The sequence below is a fragment of the Wenzhouxiangella sp. XN79A genome, from assembly GCF_012272825.1.
Lineage (GTDB): Bacteria > Pseudomonadota > Gammaproteobacteria > Xanthomonadales > Wenzhouxiangellaceae.
This window is the reverse complement of record NZ_JAAWWS010000157.1, coordinates 78,953-97,668: the sequence shown is the minus strand read 5'-3', so window position 1 is coordinate 97,668 and position 18,716 is coordinate 78,953. Positions and strand designations below refer to the sequence as shown.

Genomic DNA, 18,716 nt, shown 5'->3' with positions numbered 1-18,716 from the left:
TGCCGGCGAGCCCGGCCGCTATCGATCGGTCACGATCGCCTCGCGCCAGCCGGCGTGGTCGAACGGCGCGATCCGCGCGATCCGGCAGTCGCGACCCTGCAGCACCACCCGATCGGCCGTGGTCAGCCGGCCGGCACTACCCTGGACCAGGCGCATGCCGATCGCCTCGCGCGCATCGGCAATGCACGGCTGCATCAGCTGCACAGCAAAGAACCGATTGCGGTTGACGCGCAGCATCACCCAGTCCCGGTCGAGCACCCGCCAATCGACCAGCTGGCTGAAGCCGATCGAACGCTCGGGCTCGCCGACGAACTGCATGAACGGCGCCGTCGGCTCGGTCTCCCGGTTCGCAGCGCACGCGGTCAGAACCAGCGCTGCACACAGCGCCAGGCAGCCCTTCAGGAACGACGTTGCCATGGTGGTCTCCTTCTCCTTCGATTGAGTTCTTCTGACGCTCGCCGCTCACGGTTCGTTCCCGTCTCGCTCGCGGCGCTCCGAGGCCCCCTGCGCTGTGGCATGGTAGCCCGAACCCTGCAAGGAAGACGCCGATGCGATCGATCGCCCTGCTGGTGGTTTCGGCCTGGCTGGCCGCGTTGCCGGTCCACGCCGAAGTCCTGCCGGTGACCCACCCCGCTGCCGCCGGCGCGCTGGCGCCCGAGTTGGCCGAATCCGATCGCGGTGCGGTGCTCACCTGGCTGGAGCCGGACGACGACGGCCACGCCCTGCGCTTCGCCGAGTTCGACGGCGAGCGCTTCGGCACAGGGCGGACGATCGCCCGCGGCCACGACTGGTTCGTCAACTGGGCCGATACCCCGCGCCTGTTCATCGCGCCCGACGGCGACTGGATCGCGCACTGGCCGGTCAAGAGCGGACGGGCGACCTATGCCTACGACGTGGTCGCCGCGCGCTCGACCGATCGCGGCGCGACCTGGTCGCCGCCCGTCACGCCGCACCGCGACGGCACGCAGACCGAGCACGGCTTCGTCAGCTACTTTGCCGACCCCGACGGCACCGCCCACCTGGTCTGGCTGGACGGCCGGCATACCGGTGCCGCGACCGGTCACGCCGGCCATGGAACCGGCGGCCCCACCCGTGACGAAGCGGAAGAAGGCGCGATGACCCTGCGCACCGCCAGCATGGTGGGCGCCTCCTTCGGCCCGTCGATCGAACTCGACGACCGGGTCTGCGACTGCTGCCAGACCGCCAGCGCCTCGACCGAGGCCGGACCGGTCGTGGTCTACCGCGACCGGTCCGACGACGAGGTGCGCGACATCCATATCGTGCGCCGCCTCGACGACGGCTGGACCGCACCCGCTCCGGTCGCGGCCGACGGCTGGGTCATTGCCGGCTGCCCCGTCAACGGGCCAGACATCGCCGCCGACGGCGACCGGGTGGCGGTGGCCTGGTTCACGATGGCCGACGGCGTGCCGGCCGTGCGGCTGGCAGTCTCGATCGACTCGGGCGCCTCCTTCCAACCGGCGCAGACCTTCTCGGCCGGCACCGCACTCGGTCGGGTCCAGCTGGCCCGGGTCGACGACGGCTTCCTTATGCTGTGGATGGACGAGGCCGAAGCGGGCGCCGTCCTGCGCCTGGCCCGCTTCGGCGACCGGGGCGAGGCCCGCTGGACCCGCACCGTCGCCGAACTCGGCGCCGGCCGCAGCAGCGGCTTTCCGCGCATGGCCGTGGTCGGCGACCGGATTCTGCTGGCCTGGACGAGCTCAGGAACGAATGCCGCCGGCGATCCGGCCCCGCGAATCGCCACCGCCCTCGTCGACCTGGAATCCGCCCCGCCGGGTTGACTTTCGCACCGGTTCCGGGTGTAATACGCGGCTTCCGGTCGCCGGCCCCCGATTCGCCCGAATCACCCCGCGCGGCCTGCTGGTTCGAGAAAATGGCCAGGTAGCTCAGTTGGTAGAGCAGGGGATTGAAAATCCCCGTGTCGGCGGTTCGATTCCGTCCCTGGCCACCATCTCCAACTCACTGTTTCTATTCAGCATCTGGCCGCGTACTGGCAATGCAGGTAAGCCATTGCGCCGATGCCGTGTAAGCCATATGTAACCTAGATCGGAAAATCAACCCCAGTTCTGGACACTCCAGCGCGCGTAGTTGTGCAACAAACCAGCGCCTGAACGTGCGTAAAAACTGCTCAAGCGGGCCGCGCTCCCCAATGTGTCCAGAAACTCGACAGCTCCCCTCTTTTCTGGCTGCGGAAAACTCCTCACCACCGCTTTGTTTACGGCCCCCAAAAACCCAGCCATTGCGGTCTTTTTTCTAGGGAACCTCTGAACAAGTCTGCACGGGCGCGACGGGGTTTCGCCGGAGAAGCCGCATCTCGCGCGCGACGTGGCTCGGCCGTAGCAACGGCTACTGTCACTCGCCACGGCACACACGATCTGCGGCTTCTTCGACCGGCTTGTTCAGCGATCCGCGCTCCGCGCAGACTTGTTCAGAGGTTCCCTAGAAGAATTCGATTGCCTCTGCAGGCGAGATGATCCGGATGTCGCGCCACGGGTTCATGGACAAAAGATCTGCGTCGCCGGTGACGATCAGCGGAGCTTCTGCATTCAATGCAGTCTCGAGAATCATGTCGTCGTCACGATCGCGGCAGCCCATCGGAGCGCCGGTGATCCCGACGATCTCGGCGATGGCGTCCAGTTCAGCGAGAAATTTCACGCGCAAGGATCGATCGACGTATCGGTCGAACTTCGATTTCAGCATTCGGGTGGCCAGCTCGTTCATGGTCGGCTCGGAGAACACCAGCACGCTTCGAGCTCGCACCAATCGAGCGAGCAGATTCGCGGGTGCGCCGCTCGGCGAGAGCACGGCGCTGATCAGCACATTCGTGTCGAGAACGACGCGCTCAACGATCATCGACCAGGAGTTCGGCGAGGACCTCGTCGGTCATCCCATTGTCTGCAGACTGTTTCTGCATCGCTTCGACCGTAGCGGCCAATCGATCCCAGGCAATGCCGCGCAGACGCTGATACTGCTCCTCTGACATCAGCACGCCGGCCGATCGGCCCCGCCGAGTCACGCGCACTGGGCCGCGCTGCGCGGACTCCAGCAACTGGCCGAACTGATTCTTGGCGTTTTTTGCATTGACTTCTTTCATGAAGCCATTGTAGCTACTTCGGCCACTTCAGAACAACCACAGCGAGCCACGAAAGATTCCGGCCCGATGTAGGCTATCCCCCGTCGTCCCGCCGGCCAATGACATGTTGCGATCCGTTGTTCTGTGCGTGCTCGCCCTCCTGCTCACCGCCCCTGTTTCGGTCCACGCCGACTCGGACTGGACCCAGGTCGTGATCGTCCGCCACGCCGAGAAGGCCGATGACGGAACTTCGGATCCTGCACTGACGCCCGAGGGCGAAGCGCGCGCCGAGCGGCTTGCCGATCTGATGGCCGATGCGGGCATTAGAGCGGTGTTTTCGACGCAGCGCCGGTACGTACCGGACACCCACTGCGAAACCCCAGCGAACCGGACACCCACTTCGAAACCCCCTCTGCGACCCGGAGGTCGATCCACATCATGAAGACTCTGATCCTCCCGCTGCTGCTTCCGCTGCTTGCTTCGCCGCTCTCGGCCGACGATCCCGGCGACTGGACCCAGGTCGTCATTGTCCGCCACGCCGAGAAGGCCGACGGCGGGACGTCGGATCCGCCCCTTGCGGCAGAGGGCCGCGCGCGGGCCGCGCGGCTGGCGGAGCTGATGGCCGATGCCGGCATCGAAGGCGTCTACTCGACGCAGTACGCTCGCAATACCGAGACCGCGCGTCCGCTGGCCGAGCGGCTGGGAGTCGATGTGCAGGTGCGGCCGATCGAGTCGGGCGGGATCGAAGCACATTCGAGGGCGCTTGCCGACGAGGTGCTGCGCGAGCACGCCGGCGCCGCGGCGCTGATCGTCGGCCACAGCAACACCGTCGACGACCTGATCGAGGCCTTCGGCGGACCGGCGATCGGCGACCTGGACGAGGCGGATTACGAACGGATCTTCATCGTCCACACCCGGCCCGGCGCACCGGCCCGGCTGCTGCGTACGGCCTACCCTGCCTCGGAATGAACTCGAACGAGCGCGATGCGTCGGGCGCGCACACCACAGCGCTGACCTTGGCGGACTTCGACCGGGTCGACCTGCGGGTCGGCACGGTGGTGGCCGCCGAGCCGTTTCCGGAGGCCCGAACGCCTGCCATCAAGCTGCGGATCGACTTCGGTCCGGAACTCGGCGAGCTGAAATCCAGCGCGCAGATCGCCGACCACTACACGCCCGAATCGCTGATCGGCCGCCAGGTGGTGGCGGTCGTCAATTTCCCACCGAAGCAGATCGGACCGATGATGTCCGAGTGCCTGGTGACCGGCTTCCACGACGAGAACGGTGCCGTCGTGCTGTGCGTGCCGGACGCGGAGGCTCCACCCGGCACCCGCCTCCGCTGATTCAGGCCTGTGTCGGCAGCGACCAGTCGATCGGCGCCTGCCCTTGCTGTTCCAGCCAGGCATTCGCCTCCGAGAAATGCCGGCAGCCGAGGAAGCCGCGGTGGGCCGACAGCGGTGACGGGTGCGGGGCGGTCAGGACGAGGTGGCGACCCCGGTCGATGCCCTGCCCCTTCTTCTTCGCCTGGGCACCCCAGAGCAGGAATACCACCGGGTTGGGCCCGGAGTTGATCACTTCGACAACGCGATCGGTGAACGTCTCCCAGCCCCTGCCCTGGTGGGCGCCGGCGTTGCCGCCTTCGACGGTCAGCACGGCATTGAGCAACAGCACGCCGTGCTCGGCCCAGGTCTGCAGGCAGCCGTGGTTCGGGATCTCGAAGCCGACGTCGTCGCGCAGTTCCTTGTAGATGTTGACCAAAGACGGGGGCACCGGCACGCCGGGCAGGACCGAGAAGCACAGACCGTGCGCCTGGCCGGGACCGTGGTACGGGTCCTGGCCGAGGATCACGGCCCTGACCTTCGACGGCGGCGTGGAGTCCAGCGCGTTGAAGATCTGCTCACCCGGCGGGTAGATCGCCGCGCCCGCCTGCTTGCGCTCGAGCAGGAACGTCCGCAGCGCCTCCATGTACGGCTGCTCGAACTCACCACCGAGGGCCGCGAGCCACTCGGGATGCAGCCGGATTTCGCGCGAGGTTTCGGCGGTCTTGGACATCGTGACGCGTGCCATCATGTAAGGTTGCACGCATGCTACCGGAAGGTCGCGGCGCGGGCGGAACCGGTCCGCCCGGGCGCCTTCCGGACCCACCCACATCGAAAGGACGTTCCATGACGATCAAGACCGACGCGGTCATCATCGGCGCCGGCCCGGTCGGGCTGTTCCAGGTCTTCGAGCTCGGGCTGCTGGGCCTGAAGGCAGAGCTGATCGACTCGCTGGCCCAGGTCGGCGGGCAATGCAGCGAGCTGTATCCGGAAAAACCGATCTACGACATCCCGGCCTGGCCGGTGATCGGCGCGCAGGAGCTCATCGACAAGCTCCGCGAGCAGATCCGACCGTTCGAGCCCGGCGTGCACCTGAACCAGGAAGTCACCGGCTTCGAGGCGAAGGACGATGGCCGATTCCGGGTCGAGACCTCGAAAGGCAAGGCGTTCGACGCCGGTGCGGTGATCATCGCCGCCGGGCTCGGCGCGTTCCAGCCGCGGCGGCTGCGGGCCAAGGGCCTGGATGACCTGTCGGCCAGCAACATCCACTACAAGGTCACCGACCGCTCGCAGTTCGCCGGCAAGCGCCTGCTGATTCTCGGCGGCGGCGACTCGGCGCTGGACTGGACGCTGGACCTGGCCGACCTGGCCGAGCACATCACGCTGGTCCACCGCCGCCACGACTACCGCGCGCAGCCGGCCTCGGTGGCGAAGATGAAGGAACTGGTCGAGGCCGGCAAGGTCACCGCGCAGCAGGGCACGGTCGGCGAGGCCCTGGGCGTGCCGGGCCGGATCGACGCGCTGGAACTCAACACGCTGGAACGCGAGAAGGTCCGCGTGGAAGGCGATGAAGTGCTGGTCTTCTGGGGCCTGGCGCCGAACCTGGGCCCGATCGCCGACTGGTCGCTGCAGATCGAGAAGAAGCAGATCCCGGTCGACACGGAGAAGTTCCAGACCTCGATTCCCGGCGTGTTCGCGATCGGCGACATCAACACCTACCCCGGCAAGAAGAAGCTGATCCTGTCCGGCTTCCACGAGGCCGCGCTGGCCGCGTTCGGCGTGCAGAAGCACCTCGACCCCGAGGCCCGGCAGTTCCTGCAGTACACCACCACCAGCCCGATCATGCACAAGCGGCTGGGCGTGGCCGAAGAAAAGAGCGGCTGAGCCGATGCTCGGCCGGCTGCTGCGTCGGCGCCGGGCGCGCGAAGCCGCGGCGCTGGCGCCGACGCCGGACGAGCTCGCGGCCGTGGTCGCGGCCTGGCCGTGCCTGCAGCGACTCGATGCACGCCAGCGCGAACGGCTGCGCGAGCTGTCGGGTCACATCCTGGCCGGCTTCGAGTTCCACGGCGCCGGCGGGCTGGAACCCGACCGCGCCGACTGCCTGCCGGTCGCCGTGCATGCGGCCCTACCGGTCCTGAACCGCGGCCTGGACTGGTACCGCGATTTCCGCACCTTCATCCTCTACGCCGACGAATTCGAAGTCGAACTCGAAGAGACCGACGAGGACGGCCTGGTGCATCGCGGGCGGGACCTGCGCGCCGGCGAGGCCTGGGAGCTCGGGCCGGTGGTGCTGTCGCTGGCCGACGTGGCCGAGTCGGGCCAGGGCCTGGGGTTTCATGTCGTGGTCCACGAACTGGCCCACCAGATCGACCGGCTGTCCGGCGACATCGACGGCGCCCCGCCGCTGCCGCGCGGCCTGGCGCATGCCGACTGGGTGCGTACCCTGACCGGGGCCTGGGACCGCCTCAACGCCGATCTCGAGGCCGGCCGCGAACCGTTCCTCGACCCCTATGCCGCCGAGAGTCCGGCGGAGTTCTTCGCCGTGGCCTGCGAAGCCTTCTTCGATGTCCCGGCCGGGCTGCGGGCCGAGGAGCCGGAGCTCTACCGCGTGCTGTCTCACCTGTTCGACCAGGACCCGGCGGTACACTGATCGAGGGAACGCACGGGAGCGCGGGATGACGGGGCAGGAACCGCTGGCGATCGGTGGGATGCTGACCGTGGCCGGGGTTCTGATCCTGATCAGCGTGCTGTTCAGCCGACCCTCGGAGAAGATCGGCGTCCCGGCCGTGCTGCTGTTTCTCGGCCTGGGCCTGCTGGCCGGCGCCTGGCTGCCCGAACCGTTTTCCGATTACGACCTCGCGTTTCGCGTCGGCACCGTGGGGCTGGTGCTGATCCTGTTCGACGGGGGCCTGAATACCCCGTGGCGCACCGCACGCGAGCACCTTGCGCCGGCCGCTGTGCTGGCCACGCTGGGCGTGGTCGGCACGGCCGGCCTGGTGGCGGTGGCCGGCCGGCTGCTGGGGCTGAGCTGGATCGAGGCGCTGCTGGTCGGCGCGATCGTGTCCTCGACCGACGCCGCGGCGGTGTTCTCGGCGCTTCGGGGCTCGAACGTCCAGCTGCGGCGCCGCGTCGGCGCCACGCTGGAGCTGGAATCCGGGCTCAACGACCCGATGGCGGTGATCCTGACCCTGACCCTGACCGGCGTGCTGCTTGCGCCGGAGACCTTCTCGGCCACCGGCTTCCTGATGAAGATCCTGACCCAGCTGGCCATCGGTCTGGCCGCCGGGCTGCTGATCGGCTTCTTCGGCCAGCAACTGCTCAGACGGATCCGGGTCCCGGCCGCCGGCCTGTATCCGGCGCTGACGCTGGCGCTGGCGCTGCTGGCCTTCGGTGTGCCGACGCTGTTCATGGGCTCGGGCTTCCTGGCCGTCTACGTCGCCGCGCTGGTGCTCGGCAACCAGCGCATGCCCTACCGCGCCGGCATCCTGCGCGTTCACGATGCGCTGGCCTGGCTCGGCCAGATCACGATGTTCCTGGTGCTCGGGCTGCTGGCCGTGCCCGGCCTGCTGGCCGAATCCGGCCTGCGCGGGCTGATTCTCGGACTGGTGCTCGCGCTGCTGGCCCGTCCGCTGGTCGTCTGGCTGTGCCTGCTGCCGTTTCGCTACACCCCGCGCGAGACCGGCTTCGTGGCCTGGACCGGGCTGCGTGGCGCGGTGCCGATCCTGCTGGCCAGCGTGCCGGTCATGAGCGGCGTGGCCGGCGGCGAGGGGTTGTTCCACCTGGTGTTCTTCGTGGTCGTGATCAACGCCCTGATTCCCGGTGCGACGGTGCGCTGGGCGGTCGGCTGGTTCGGCGTCGAGCGAGGCGGCCAGGCGCGCCCGCCCCCGGTGCTGGAGATCACCGCCACCGAGAGCCTGCCGGTCCGGGTGATCTCGTTCCTGATCGACCCGGTCGCGCTGGTCGCCGGCAGCCGTGCCGGCGACCTGCCGCTGCCCGAGGGTGCCGACATCCTGCTGCTGGTCCGCGACGGACGCGTGCTGCCGGTCAATGAATCCACGCGGCTCGAGCCCGGCGATCACGTCCACCTGATGATCCGGCCGGCACAGGCGCGCGCGGTGGAGCTGCTGTTCGGGCTGCGCGAAGAGGACTGAACCGGGTCGGGTCTCAGCCCGGGCCGAGACGCTGGCCGAGGTCGTGCAGCAGGGCGGCGGTCGCGCCCCAGATCCGGTGTTCGGGATGGTCCAGGGTCAGGATCTCGAAGGTCCGGTCCTGCCAGCGCAGCCGATCGCAGCGCCAGGCCGCCGGGTCGCGGACCCGGGCCAGCGACACCGAGAACACGACCTCGACCTCGTTGCGGTCGGGCACCGGCTCGAAGCCGGCGTCGATCCAGCCGACCACCGCGGTCATCCGGAACCCGGTGATGGTGTCGTAGCGGCCGAGCAGGCCGGCCGGCCGGACCCGTTCGGGGGCCAGGCCGGTCTCTTCGTGGGCTTCGCGAAGTGCCGTTTCGACCACGGTCTCGCCGAGCCGGTCGCGACCGCCGCCCGGAAACGCCACCTGCCCGGCGTGCTTGGCCAGGTGGGCCGCACGCACCGTCAGCAGGACCCGGGGCTCGGCCTCGTCGGTCACCGGCACCAGCACCGCGGCCGGGCGGGGACGCACGGCGGCATCGTGCCCGGGATCGGGCCGGTAGCCGCCGACCGGGAGATCGCGGATCGGCGTATCGAGGGGATACAGGCGGGTGCGGAAGGCGTCGGAAAGCATCATGCGGGACGGACCCGCGGAGGGTTCGGCCCGGCGCCGGAAGGCCGGCGCTGCGGACCGCATCGCGACCGTGGACGCGATCGATCAGTCGCCGAACAGTTGCTCGGCACGTTCAGGCAGCTCGGCGATCACCGCGCGACGCTCCTCGACGGTCATGGACAGCCAGCCGGCAATCTCCGACGAGGTCCGGAAACAGCCCATGCAGCGGCCCTGCTCGTCGAGACGGCAGACGCTGATGCAGGGCGATTCGATCGGTTCGAGTCGCTGCGCGGGATCGCTCATCGGCTCAGTTGCCGTTTGCGGGGTCCGGCTCGCCGATCCTGACCAGCCGCAGGTCGAACTGCAGCGCTTCGTTCGGGCCGATCAGCGGCGGATCGCCGCGCATGCCGAAGGCCAGCTCCGGCGGCAGGAACACCTGCCACATGGCGCCTTCGCGCATCAGCGGCAGCACTTCCTGCCAGCCTTCGAGCACGCTGTCGACCTGGAACACGGCCGGCACGCCGCGGGCGAACGAGCTGTCGAACTCGCGGCCGTCCATCTTGGAGCCGCGGTAATGGACCGTAACGGTGTCTTCGAGGTTCGGGCGGGCGCCCTCGCCCTCTTCGATCACCCGGTACTGGACACCGCTGGGCAGCGCCACGATGCCGCTCTTGCCGCGGTTCTCGGCCAGCCACTCGTCGGCGCGGGCCTGGTTCTCTTCGGCCAGCTGCTGGAACTGCTCCATGCGCTCCTGGCGCATGCGCTCGTTGAAGGCGGCGAGCACTTCGCGCATTTCCGACACGGCGACCTGCGGTTCGCGGCCGGCGTTGGCGTCACGGATGGCCGCAAGCACGGCCTCGAGGTCGACGTCCCACTGACTGGTCTCGGAACCGAATTCGTAACCGATCGCGTAGCCCAGCTTGCCGGCGTCGGATTCCAGATCCTGGGCCTGGACGACCATCGGCGCGAAGGCCAGGGCCGGCACCAGCAGTTTGAACACGATGTTGCGCATAGAACTCTCCAGAAAGGGAATTGGAACGGCTCGGATCAGCCCGGCATTCTAACCGAGAGCGCCTCGGCCCGTCGGGCAGCGGATTCACGCGCCGCGCCGAATCAGACCGGCGATGCACGGCTTGGTTCCTTCGCAAAGGGCTGGTCAGAAAAACCGTTTATCGGCTTTCTGCACCGCTTTAGCCGAACACCGCTTCGCCAAGCCCTTGATTCGTCTCGGGCCGAATCTTGGCACGAGACTTGAATCTCCACGACAGACGGGCACCCCGCCCCCCAACCGGAACCACTGCCAAGGAGAGTTCGATCATGGGCATCTTTTCGCGACTCGGCGACATCATCAACGCCAACCTCAACTCGGTGCTGGAAAAGGCCGAGGATCCGGAGAAGATGATCCGGCTGATGATCCAGGAAATGGAAGACACACTGGTCGAGATCCGCTCCGCGACCGCCAAGTGCATCGCCGAGAAGAAAGAGCGTGCGCGGCTGCTGAAACGGCTCGAGGAACAGAAGATCGACTGGGCCTCGAAGGCCGGGGTCGCCCTGGACAAGGGCCGCGAGGACCTGGCCCGCGCCGCGCTGGCCGAGAAGACCGCGCTCGGCGACCGCATCGAGCACCTCGAAGAAGAGCTCGATCAGTACGACGAGCAGCTGACCAAGTACGACGACGACATCGCGCGGCTGCAGGCCAAGCTCGACGACGCGCGCGCGCGCCAGCGCACCATCGTCATGCGCCATCGCTCGGCCGAACATCAGCTCAAGAGCCGCCGCCACATCCACAATCAGAAGATCGACGAGATGCTGCACCGCTTCGACGCCGCCGAGCGTCGCGTCGACCACATCGAGTCGGAAGCCGAGGTGCTGGACATGGGCCGCAAGGCCAGGAGCCTCGACGAGGAGTTCGAGTCGCTGGCCCGCGATGAACGGGTCGAAGCCGAGCTCGATGAACTGAAGGCCAGCCGCAGCGCCGCGTCGAAGGCCAAGGCCAAGGGCACCAAGGAGGCCTCCTAATGGAGTGGACGTTCGTTCCGATTGTCCTGTTCCTGGTCATCGTCGCGCCGATCTGGCTGATCCTGCACTACGCGACCCGGAACTCGGCCAGCAAGCGCCTGACCAGCAAGGACGAAGCGCTGCTGGAAGACCTGCACGCCAGTGCCCGCAAGATGGAGGAGCGCATCCACAACCTGGAGCGGATTCTCGACGCCGACACGCCCGAATGGAGGAACACGCAATGAGCGCTGCCACCTATCACAACCGGAATCGCCTGTACCGCAACCGCGAGCGCGGACTCATCGCCGGGGTCTGCGCCGGCATCGCCGACTGGACCGGCTTCAACCTGACCGCGCTGCGCGTGGTCGTGGTGCTGCTGGCCATTCCGTTCACCGCGGTCATGGTCATCGGCTACCTCGTGCTGGCGCTGCTGCTGCCGGTCAAGCCGGCCGACCTGTACAAGGACGCCGAAGACGAGCGCTTCTGGACCGAGACGCGGCGCGCGCCGGTCGACTCGGTTTCGGCCCTGAACCAGCGTTTCCAGCGGCTCGACGAGCGGCTGCAGAAACTCGAGAAGTGGCTGACTTCGCGCCAGTACCGGATCCGCTCGGAGCTCGACGAGCAATGAACCGCCCGGCCGAGATCGTCGCGACCCATGTCGCGGGGCTCGCGGCCATCACGCTCCTGATCGCGGCAGCCAGCCCGGACTGGCTGCCGAACCGCGACCTTCCCCCGCCCCTGGTCTACGCCGACGCGCTCGGCCACGCGACGCAATGGCTCCTCGATCGACTGATCCAGCTGGGCGCCTGGCTCGAATCGGCCTTCGATTCGGCGCGGTTCTCGATGGCTTGAGCCGCCCCGGCAGCCGGTCCACGATCCGGCCGGCTGGGGTAGACTGCCGGCCGGTTTCACGCCACGGATTTCCCGACATGCCCTTCGACAACCTCAGCGTCGACGCCGGCGGGCCGATCGCCCGGATCGCCGTCGATCGCCCCGAACGCCTCAATGCCCTGAACGCTGCCACGCTGGCCGAGCTCGATGCCGCCTTCGCCACACTCGACGCCGATCCCGCGGTCCGAGTGATCGTGCTCCGCGGCGCCGGTGACAAGGCCTTCGTCGCCGGCGCCGACATCACCGAGATCCGAGAGCAGTCGCCGATCGAGGCACGCGCCTTCTCGCGCCGGGGCCAGGCCCTGATGAGCCGCATCCACGACCTGGAAACCCCGGTCATCGCCGCGATCAACGGCTACGCGCTCGGCGGCGGGCTGGAGCTGGCGCTGGCCTGCCACCTGCGCATCGCCGCCGACTCGGCGAAGCTCGGCCTGCCGGAAATCAAGCTCGGCCTCATGCCCGGTTTCGGCGGCAGCCAGCGGCTGGCCCGACTGATCGGACCGGCCCGGGCGCTGGAAATGATGCTGGGCGGCGACCCGATCTCGGCGTCGACCGCGCTGGAGTTCGGCATCGTCAACCACGTGGTCTCCTCGGAGCAGCTCGACGGCGCCGTGACCGAGCGCGCCCAAGCCCTGGCCGCGGCCGCGCCGGAAGCCGTGCGCGGCATCCTGCAGGCCGTGCGCCAGGGCCTGGACGGACCGCTGGACGCCGGGCTTGCGCTGGAAACGGCACGCTTTGCCGTTTGCTGCGCGACCGAGGACATGAAGGAAGGCACCAGCGCCTTCCTGGACAAGCGCGCGCCGAGCTTCAGCGGGCGCTGAGCGGCATCTCGTCGGCGTCGGCGTCGACCTTGTCGGGCGCCTCGACCGGCTCCGGCTCGGTCAAGCCGGCCGGACCGGCGTACTTCAGTTCACCGGCCCGCAGCCAGGCGTCCAGACGGTTGCCCTGCGGCGGCAACGGACAGGTCGTGAAGGCGTTGAAGGCGCACGGCGGGTTGTACAGCCGGTTGAAGTCCAGCACCACCCGACCCTCTTCGTCCGGCCAGTCGGTATAGAGGAAGCGCCCGAGGCCGTAGGTCTCGCCGCCCGAGGTCCGGTCGGCGACGATGTAGAACAGGTCGTCACCGGAATCGATGGCCTCGAGGCTGTGCCGCACGCCGTCGAGCTCGAATTCGACCCGGCCGGGGTTCGGCTCGTCGATCAGCTGACCGAGCACGTTGGCGATGGTCACCGTGCGCCCCGGCTCGTGGGGCACCCAGGTGCCGGTAATGCGCAGTGCCGGGTCGATCGGGAAGTAATCCAGCCCGGCGAAGCCGGTCCGCGTCTCCGCCTGCGGGTCGCGGATCCGCAGGCCGATCCGCTCCCCGGGCGTGACCAGGTGGACCCGCACGCCCTCGGCCTCGATCCGGGTCGGCTCGTCGCCGGCGACCAGGGTGGCCGACACCGCGATCTCCCCATCGACGGTGACCGAACCGACGACTTCCTGACCGGAGACCCGGAATCGGACCTCGGTTCCGTCCACGGTCAGGGTGCCCCAGCGCGCGGGGCCGCGCGGAAGGACGATGTCGGCCGCATCGTCGGCGCCGAGCCGGTACTCGCCGGGCTCGAGCATGACCAGACCGACCAGGCTCAGGTAGCCGTACGGTTCCAGCAGGCGGTTCAACCTGCGCTCGCGCCAGTCCATCACGTCCCGGCGGAACTCGGCCTCCGCGTCGTCGATCGAAGCGTATCCTCCGGACGCGTCGGACTCGGCATCGCGACCGCCGTCACAGCCGGCCAGGGCCAGCAGAGCGATCAACAGCGCGACCAGAGCACATCGGCCACCGAGAATTCGGGGTTCACGCGCGTCCATAGACGTCCTCCAGTCGCTCGATGTCGTCCTCGCCGAAGTAACTGCCGGTCTGCACTTCGATGATGTGGACGTTGTCCTTGCCGCGATTCTCCAGTCGATGCAGCGCGCCGGCCGGGATCTGGACGGTCCGGTTGGCGCCCAGCTCCAGTTCCTCATCGCCGACCCGGACACTGGCCGTGCCGGAAACCACGGTCCAGTGTTCGCTGCGATGCTCGTGGCGCTGCAGCGACAGCACCCCGCCGGGCTTGACCACCAGTCGCTTGACCTTGCAGTCCTCGGCGTCCTCGAGCACGGTGAAGCTGCCCCAGGGGCGATGGACGGTGCGATGGTAGACGGCCGATTCGTGGTCGCGCCGGGTCAGTTCCTCGACCACCGACTTGACCTCCTGGGCGCGGCCGCGGCGGGCGACCAGCACCGCATCGGGCGTGTCGACGATGACCAGGTCGTCGACGCCGACCGCGGCGATCAGGCGCTCGCCGCCCTGGACGAAGGTGTTGCGGGCATCGACCAGCACCGCATGGCCCGGCCCTTCGACACGGTTGCCCGAGCCGTCGGATTCGTACAGCTCGCTGATCGCCTGCCAGGAGCCGATGTCACTCCAGCCGCAGGCCATCGGCACCACGGCCCGCTTCGGAGCGCGCTCCATCACCGCGAAGTCGATCGAGTCGCTGCGCACCGCCTCGAAGCGCTCGGCGTCGAGTTCGACCGGGTCGGCCTGGCGGTCGGTCTCGGCCCAGGTCGCCTCGACCGCGGCCAGGATGTCCGGCGCCTGCTCGCGCAGCGCGGCCAGGATGGCGTCGGCGCGGAACGCGAACATACCGGCGTTCCAGAGGTAGCGGCCGCTCTCGAAATAGCGCTGGGCGGTGGCCGCGTCCGGTTTCTCGACGAAGGCCTCGATCTGCTGACCCAGATCGTCGATCGTCTCGCCGGCGCGAATGTAGCCGAAGCCGGTCTCGGCATGGGTCGGCTGGACGCCGAGGCAGACCAGCCAGCCGTCGGCGGCCAGCGAATCGGCCCGGGCCACGGCGGCCCGGAAGGCCTCCAGGTCGCGAACCAGGTGGTCGGCCGGCAGGACCAGCAGCCGGGCATGGTCGCCGTGCTGTTCGCGCACCCACAAAGCGGCCGCGGCGATCGCCGCTGCGGTGTTGCGGCCGACCGGCTCGAGCAGGAAGCGATGCTCGGCGTCGGGAGCAGCCTCGCGGTAGAGGTCGCGGGTCAGGAAGAAATGGTCGCGGGCGGTCACGGTCAGCGTCTCGCTGCAGTCGACCGCCGCCAGCGCCCGGCGCACGGTGGACGAGGCCAGCGTCTGGCCGTCGGCCAGCCGCATGAACGGCTTCGGGTGGGCCTTGCGCGAGACCGGCCAGAGCCGGGTGCCGGCCCCACCCGACAGGATCACGGGAATCAGCATGCTGCATCCTCCTTCCAGTTCGTCAGGCAGGCGTCGAGCCCGTCGCCCACGCTCGGCAGGGGTCGGCCGACCAGGCGCTCGTAGCGGCTGCAGTCGAGCACCGACCAGGCCGGTCGGCGGGCTTTCTGCGGCCAGCGCGCGCTGGCGATCGGTTCGACCGCGACCGGCGCATCGATCACACCGGCCTCGGCAGCACGCGCCACGGCCAGTTCGGCGAAGGCGTGCCAGGAATAGCGACCGCGACCGGCCACGTGGAAACGCTGGACGCCGTCGCCGAGGTCATCGTGGCGACGGATCAGCTCGATCACGGCATCGGCCAGGTGGCCGGCCCAGGTCGGCGAGCCGACCTGGTCGCTGACCACGGTCAGCGGCTCGCCGCGCCCGGCACGGGTCAGGATCGCCGACAGGAAATTGCCGGGGAAATGGCTGTACAGCCAGGCGGTCCGCACGATCAGGGCGCGCGCGCCGCTGGCCTCGATGGCCCGTTCGCCCTCGAGCTTGGTCCGGCCGTAGACGCTGTCCGGCGCCGGGCGGTCGTCCTCGGCCCAGGGCTCGTCGCGGGTGCCGGAAAACACGTAGTCGGTCGAGAAATGGACCAGCGGTACGTCCTGGGTCGCGCACCATTCGCCGATCCAGCCCGGCAGGTCGCGGTTGATCCGCAGCGCCATTTCCGGATGGTCCTCGGCCCGGTCGACCGCGGTCCAGGCCGCCGGATTGACGACCAGGTCCGGTCGGACCCGGGCCAGCGACTTGTCGAGCAATCGGCGATCCGACAGGTCACAGCGAAAATCACCGGCTTCGCGGTCGGTGCCGATCACGTCGCCGAGCGCGGCCAGGCGCGGGGCCAGGTGGCGGCCCAGCTGCCCCGCAGCGCCGGTCAGCAGGATGCGCATGTCGGTAGTTCCTCCGGTTCGCGCTCGTTCAGCCCGGGCGCTGCGGCGTCCTTCGCCGACAGCGCCGAGGGCACCAACGGCCACTCGATGCCGATCGCAGGATCGTTCCAGGCCACGACCGAATCATAGTCCCGACGATACGGGCGTGTACACAGATAGCTGAAGGTGGCGTGCTCGCTGAGTACCTGGAAACCGTGGCCGAAGCCTTCCGGAATCCACAGCTGCTGGTGGTTGTCGGCCGACAGTTCGACGGCGACCCAGCGCCCGAAATCCGGCGAATCGCTGCGCAGATCGACCGCCACGTCGAACACCGCGCCTTCGGTCACCCAGACCAGCTTGCCCTGCGGTTCCGGCCACTGGAAGTGCAGCCCGCGCAACACGCCGCGCGCCGACCGGCTGGTGTTGGCCTGGCAGAACGAATCCGGAAGGCCGTGTTCGGCATAGCGTTCGCCCCGCCAGTTCTCGAGGAACCAGCCGCGCTCGTCGCCGAACACCTCGGGCTCGACCACGCAGACGCCCGGCAACGAGGTCGGCCTGACCTTCATTCGTCGTCCCGCGGGTCACCGGGGAAATCCGCGACCCGCCGCAGGTAGTCGCCGTAGCCCGACGAGACCAGCGGCCCGGCCAGCTCGAGCAGCTGCGCGCGATCGATCCAGCCGCGTCGGTAGGCGATCTCTTCCGGGCAGGCCACGCGCAGACCCTGGCGCGACTCCAGCGTTTCGATGTAGCTGGCCGCCTGCTGCAGCGATTCGTGCGTCCCGGTATCGAGCCAGGCATAGCCGCGGCCCATCCGTTCGACGACCAGCTCGCCGGCCTCGAGGTAGACGCGGTTCAGGTCGGTGATCTCCAGCTCGCCGCGCGCCGAAGGTTGCAGCGCGGCGGCGCGCTCGACGGCCTGGCCGTCGTAGAAGTACAGCCCGGTCACGGCGTAGTTGGACTTCGGCCGCTCGGGCTTCTCCTCGATCGAGACCACGTGGCCGGCGCGGTCCGTCTCGACCACGCCGTAGCGCTCCGGATCGCGGACCGGGTAGCCGAACACGCTGGCGCCGTGCTCGCGAGCGTTGGCCCGCTCGAGCAGTTCGCGCATGCCGCCGCCGTGGAAGATGTTGTCGCCGAGGATCAGGCACGACGGCCGATCGCCGACGAAGTCGGCGCCGACCCGGAACGCGTCGGCCAGCCCGCGCGGCTCGTCCTGCACCGCGTAGCGCAGATCCAGCCCCCACTGCGAGCCATCGTCGAGCAGCCGGCGGAACAGCGCCTGCTCGTGCGGCGTGGTGATCAGCAGGATCTCGCGGATGCCGGCCTGCATCAGCGTCGACAGCGGGTAGTAGATCATCGGCTTGTCGTAGACCGGCAGCAGCTGCTTGCTGACCACCCGGGTCAGCGGATACAGCCGGGAGCCGGCGCCGCCGGCCAGGATCAGTCCGCAGCGGTTCATGCGGCGGCCCCGTCGCGGGTACCCAGGCGCTCGCCGCGGTAGGCGTCCTTGCGCAGCGGCTGCCACCAGGCCTCGTGCTCCAGGTACCAGTCCACGGTCCGGGCCAGGCCGGTCTCGAAGTCGACCGACGGGTGCCAGTCCAGTTCCGCGGCGATCCGCGAGGCGTCGATCGCGTAGCGGCGGTCGTGGCCCGGCCGGTCGTCGACGAACCGGACCTGTTCGCGTCGCGGACGCTCGCCGGGCCGACGCTCGTCGAGCAGGTCGCACAGCGCATGGACCACGTCGAGGTTGGTCCTCTCGGCGTTGCCGCCGACGTTGTAGGTGCGGCCCGGCCGGCCGGCCTCGAGCACCCGCTCGATCGCCCGGCAGTGATCTTCGACGAACAGCCAGTCGCGGCGCTGCTGGCCATCGCCGTAGACCGGCAGGTCCTTGCCTTCCAGCGCGTTGATGAGCATCAGCGGGATCAGCTTCTCCGGGAACTGGCGCGGGCCGTAGTTGTTGGAACAGTTGGTGACCAGCACCGGCAGCCCGTAGGTTCGGTGCCAGGCGCGGACCAGGTGATCGGAAGCGGCCTTGCTGGCCGCGTACGGCGAGCTGGGGCGGTAGGGCGTGGTTTCGGTGAAGGCCGGATCGTCCGGACCCAGGTCGCCGTAGACCTCGTCGGTCGACACGTGCAGGAAGCGGAAGCCGTCGTGCCCGGCGCGCCAGTGCTCGAGCGCTGCGTCGAGCAGCACCTGGGTGCCCTGGACATTGGTGCGGATGAACGCGCCCGGATCGTCGATCGATCGATCGACGTGGCTCTCGGCGGCGAAATGGACGATCGCCGCCGGCTTTTCGCCGGCCAGCAGAGCGCGCACCGCGTCACGATCGCCGATGTCGGCCTCGACCAGTCTGTGCCGCTGTTCGTCCAGCCCGGCCAGCGAGGCCGGGTTGGCCGCATAGGTCAGACAGTCGAGGTTGACCACGCGCCAGCGGTCGCCGGCCAGCACGTGGTGAACGAAATTCGCGCCGATGAAGCCGGCGCCGCCGGTAACCAGCAGGGTGTCCATGTCGGCTGCCTTGGCTGGCGCCGGGCCATCGGGGCCCG

24 protein-coding genes and 1 tRNA gene are annotated in these 18,716 nt (G+C 68.9%); 12 read left to right on the top strand and 13 right to left on the bottom strand.

Annotation, left to right across the window (positions count from 1 at the left end):
• Positions 1–18: 18 nt before the first annotated feature.
• Positions 19–417 (bottom strand): DUF6491 family protein, encoded by a 399-nt coding sequence (locus HFP89_RS12415; protein WP_168717983.1) that lies wholly within the window; start codon positions 415–417, stop codon positions 19–21.
• Positions 418–548: 131 nt separating this feature from the next.
• Here HFP89_RS12415 and HFP89_RS12410 point away from each other — a divergent pair, with 131 nt between their 5' ends.
• Together HFP89_RS12410 and HFP89_RS12405 are read left to right on the top strand one after the other, a co-directional pair.
• Positions 549–1,799: a sialidase family protein gene (locus HFP89_RS12410; RefSeq protein ID WP_168717982.1), complete on the top strand. Its 1,251-nt coding sequence runs from the start codon at positions 549–551 to the stop codon at positions 1,797–1,799.
• 94 nt (positions 1,800–1,893) lie between these two features.
• A tRNA-Phe gene (locus tag HFP89_RS12405) sits at positions 1,894–1,969 on the top strand.
• 488 nt (positions 1,970–2,457) lie between these two features.
• Here the strand turns inward: HFP89_RS12405 and HFP89_RS12400 are convergent.
• Entirely contained in the window at positions 2,458–2,871 is a 414-nt protein-coding gene (locus tag HFP89_RS12400; RefSeq protein ID WP_277347522.1) for a putative toxin-antitoxin system toxin component, PIN family, read from the bottom strand.
• The gene (locus tag HFP89_RS12395) at positions 2,861–3,112 is read right to left on the bottom strand and encodes a type II toxin-antitoxin system Phd/YefM family antitoxin (RefSeq protein WP_168717980.1); all 252 of its coding nucleotides are present in this window, start codon (positions 3,110–3,112) and stop codon (positions 2,861–2,863) included. The genes HFP89_RS12400 and HFP89_RS12395 overlap by 11 nt, the downstream gene beginning before the upstream one ends.
• Positions 3,113–3,529: 417 nt before the next feature.
• On the opposite strand from HFP89_RS12395, the gene HFP89_RS12385 reads away from it, so the two are divergent.
• Both HFP89_RS12385 and HFP89_RS12380 read left to right on the top strand, forming a co-directional pair.
• Complete coding sequence (locus HFP89_RS12385; protein WP_168717978.1) at positions 3,530–4,060, top strand: histidine phosphatase family protein; 531 nt, start codon at positions 3,530–3,532, stop codon at positions 4,058–4,060.
• A complete protein-coding gene (locus HFP89_RS12380; RefSeq protein WP_168717977.1) occupies positions 4,057–4,431 on the top strand; it encodes a tRNA-binding protein in 375 nt (124 codons plus the stop codon). The genes HFP89_RS12385 and HFP89_RS12380 overlap by 4 nt, the downstream gene beginning before the upstream one ends.
• Before the next feature lies 1 nt (position 4,432).
• Here the strand turns inward: HFP89_RS12380 and ung are convergent, their stop codons facing one another.
• On the bottom strand, positions 4,433–5,140 hold the full coding sequence (gene ung, locus HFP89_RS12375) for a uracil-DNA glycosylase (RefSeq protein WP_168717976.1): 708 nt from the start codon (positions 5,138–5,140) through the stop codon (positions 4,433–4,435).
• Between the two features lie 113 nt (positions 5,141–5,253).
• On the opposite strand from ung, the gene HFP89_RS12370 reads away from it, so the two are divergent.
• From HFP89_RS12370 to HFP89_RS12360, 3 genes are read left to right on the top strand one after another with little or no spacing between them, the layout of a single operon-like run.
• Entirely contained in the window at positions 5,254–6,291 is a 1,038-nt protein-coding gene (locus HFP89_RS12370) for an NAD(P)/FAD-dependent oxidoreductase (protein WP_168717975.1), read from the top strand.
• Between the two features lie 4 nt (positions 6,292–6,295).
• Positions 6,296–7,057: a M90 family metallopeptidase gene (locus HFP89_RS12365; protein WP_168717974.1), complete on the top strand. Its 762-nt coding sequence runs from the start codon at positions 6,296–6,298 to the stop codon at positions 7,055–7,057.
• 25 nt (positions 7,058–7,082) lie between these two features.
• Positions 7,083–8,558: a potassium/proton antiporter gene (locus HFP89_RS12360; RefSeq protein WP_168717973.1), complete on the top strand. Its 1,476-nt coding sequence runs from the start codon at positions 7,083–7,085 to the stop codon at positions 8,556–8,558.
• Between the two features lie 13 nt (positions 8,559–8,571).
• Here the strand turns inward: HFP89_RS12360 and HFP89_RS12355 are convergent, their stop codons facing one another.
• The 3 genes from HFP89_RS12355 to HFP89_RS12345 all read right to left on the bottom strand — a co-directional run bounded on the left by HFP89_RS12355 (position 8,572) and on the right by HFP89_RS12345 (position 10,162).
• Positions 8,572–9,174, bottom strand: coding sequence for a CoA pyrophosphatase (locus HFP89_RS12355; RefSeq protein WP_168717972.1), 603 nt, complete (start codon positions 9,172–9,174; stop codon positions 8,572–8,574).
• Between the two features lie 81 nt (positions 9,175–9,255).
• Positions 9,256–9,453 (bottom strand): DUF1289 domain-containing protein, encoded by a 198-nt coding sequence (locus tag HFP89_RS12350; protein ID WP_168717971.1) that lies wholly within the window; start codon positions 9,451–9,453, stop codon positions 9,256–9,258.
• A gap of 4 nt (positions 9,454–9,457) precedes the next feature.
• Complete coding sequence (locus HFP89_RS12345) at positions 9,458–10,162, bottom strand: FKBP-type peptidyl-prolyl cis-trans isomerase (protein ID WP_168717970.1); 705 nt, start codon at positions 10,160–10,162, stop codon at positions 9,458–9,460.
• A 305-nt stretch (positions 10,163–10,467) separates the two neighbouring features.
• Between HFP89_RS12345 and pspA the strand changes: the two genes are divergently transcribed.
• The 5 genes from pspA (at position 10,468) to HFP89_RS12320 (ending at position 12,860) form a co-directional block, all read left to right on the top strand.
• Positions 10,468–11,169: a phage shock protein PspA gene (pspA, locus tag HFP89_RS12340; RefSeq protein WP_168717969.1), complete on the top strand. Its 702-nt coding sequence runs from the start codon at positions 10,468–10,470 to the stop codon at positions 11,167–11,169.
• Positions 11,169–11,393: an envelope stress response membrane protein PspB gene (gene pspB / locus HFP89_RS12335; RefSeq protein ID WP_168717968.1), complete on the top strand. Its 225-nt coding sequence runs from the start codon at positions 11,169–11,171 to the stop codon at positions 11,391–11,393. Before pspA ends, pspB begins: the two co-directional genes overlap by 1 nt.
• Positions 11,390–11,776, top strand: a complete 387-nt coding sequence (gene pspC, locus HFP89_RS12330) for an envelope stress response membrane protein PspC (RefSeq protein ID WP_168717967.1) — start codon at positions 11,390–11,392, stop codon at positions 11,774–11,776. The genes pspB and pspC overlap by 4 nt, the downstream gene beginning before the upstream one ends.
• Positions 11,773–12,000, top strand: coding sequence for a hypothetical protein (locus HFP89_RS12325; protein WP_168717966.1), 228 nt, complete (start codon positions 11,773–11,775; stop codon positions 11,998–12,000). The genes pspC and HFP89_RS12325 overlap by 4 nt, the downstream gene beginning before the upstream one ends.
• A 77-nt stretch (positions 12,001–12,077) precedes the next feature.
• The gene (locus HFP89_RS12320; protein ID WP_168717965.1) at positions 12,078–12,860 is read left to right on the top strand and encodes an enoyl-CoA hydratase-related protein; all 783 of its coding nucleotides are present in this window, start codon (positions 12,078–12,080) and stop codon (positions 12,858–12,860) included.
• Here HFP89_RS12320 and HFP89_RS12315 read toward each other — a convergent pair.
• Genes HFP89_RS12315 through rfbB form a run of 6 tightly spaced genes read right to left on the bottom strand, consistent with a single transcriptional unit; the run spans position 12,847 to position 18,678 of the window.
• Complete coding sequence (locus HFP89_RS12315; RefSeq protein WP_168717964.1) at positions 12,847–13,890, bottom strand: DUF1684 domain-containing protein; 1,044 nt, start codon at positions 13,888–13,890, stop codon at positions 12,847–12,849. The two genes, HFP89_RS12320 and HFP89_RS12315, sit on opposite strands and share 14 nt — an antisense overlap.
• A complete protein-coding gene (locus HFP89_RS12310; RefSeq protein ID WP_168717963.1) occupies positions 13,877–15,298 on the bottom strand; it encodes a mannose-1-phosphate guanylyltransferase/mannose-6-phosphate isomerase in 1,422 nt (473 codons plus the stop codon). The genes HFP89_RS12315 and HFP89_RS12310 overlap by 14 nt, the downstream gene beginning before the upstream one ends.
• Complete coding sequence (gene rfbD, locus HFP89_RS12305; RefSeq protein WP_168717962.1) at positions 15,292–16,191, bottom strand: dTDP-4-dehydrorhamnose reductase; 900 nt, start codon at positions 16,189–16,191, stop codon at positions 15,292–15,294. The genes HFP89_RS12310 and rfbD overlap by 7 nt, the downstream gene beginning before the upstream one ends.
• Positions 16,176–16,736: a dTDP-4-dehydrorhamnose 3,5-epimerase gene (gene rfbC, locus HFP89_RS12300; protein WP_168717961.1), complete on the bottom strand. Its 561-nt coding sequence runs from the start codon at positions 16,734–16,736 to the stop codon at positions 16,176–16,178. The genes rfbD and rfbC overlap by 16 nt, the downstream gene beginning before the upstream one ends.
• Positions 16,733–17,629, bottom strand: a complete 897-nt coding sequence (gene rfbA, locus HFP89_RS12295; protein ID WP_168717960.1) for a glucose-1-phosphate thymidylyltransferase RfbA — start codon at positions 17,627–17,629, stop codon at positions 16,733–16,735. The genes rfbC and rfbA overlap by 4 nt, the downstream gene beginning before the upstream one ends.
• Entirely contained in the window at positions 17,626–18,678 is a 1,053-nt protein-coding gene (gene rfbB / locus HFP89_RS12290) for a dTDP-glucose 4,6-dehydratase (RefSeq protein ID WP_168717959.1), read from the bottom strand. Before rfbB ends, rfbA begins: the two co-directional genes overlap by 4 nt.
• Positions 18,679–18,716: the final 38 nt, after the last annotated feature.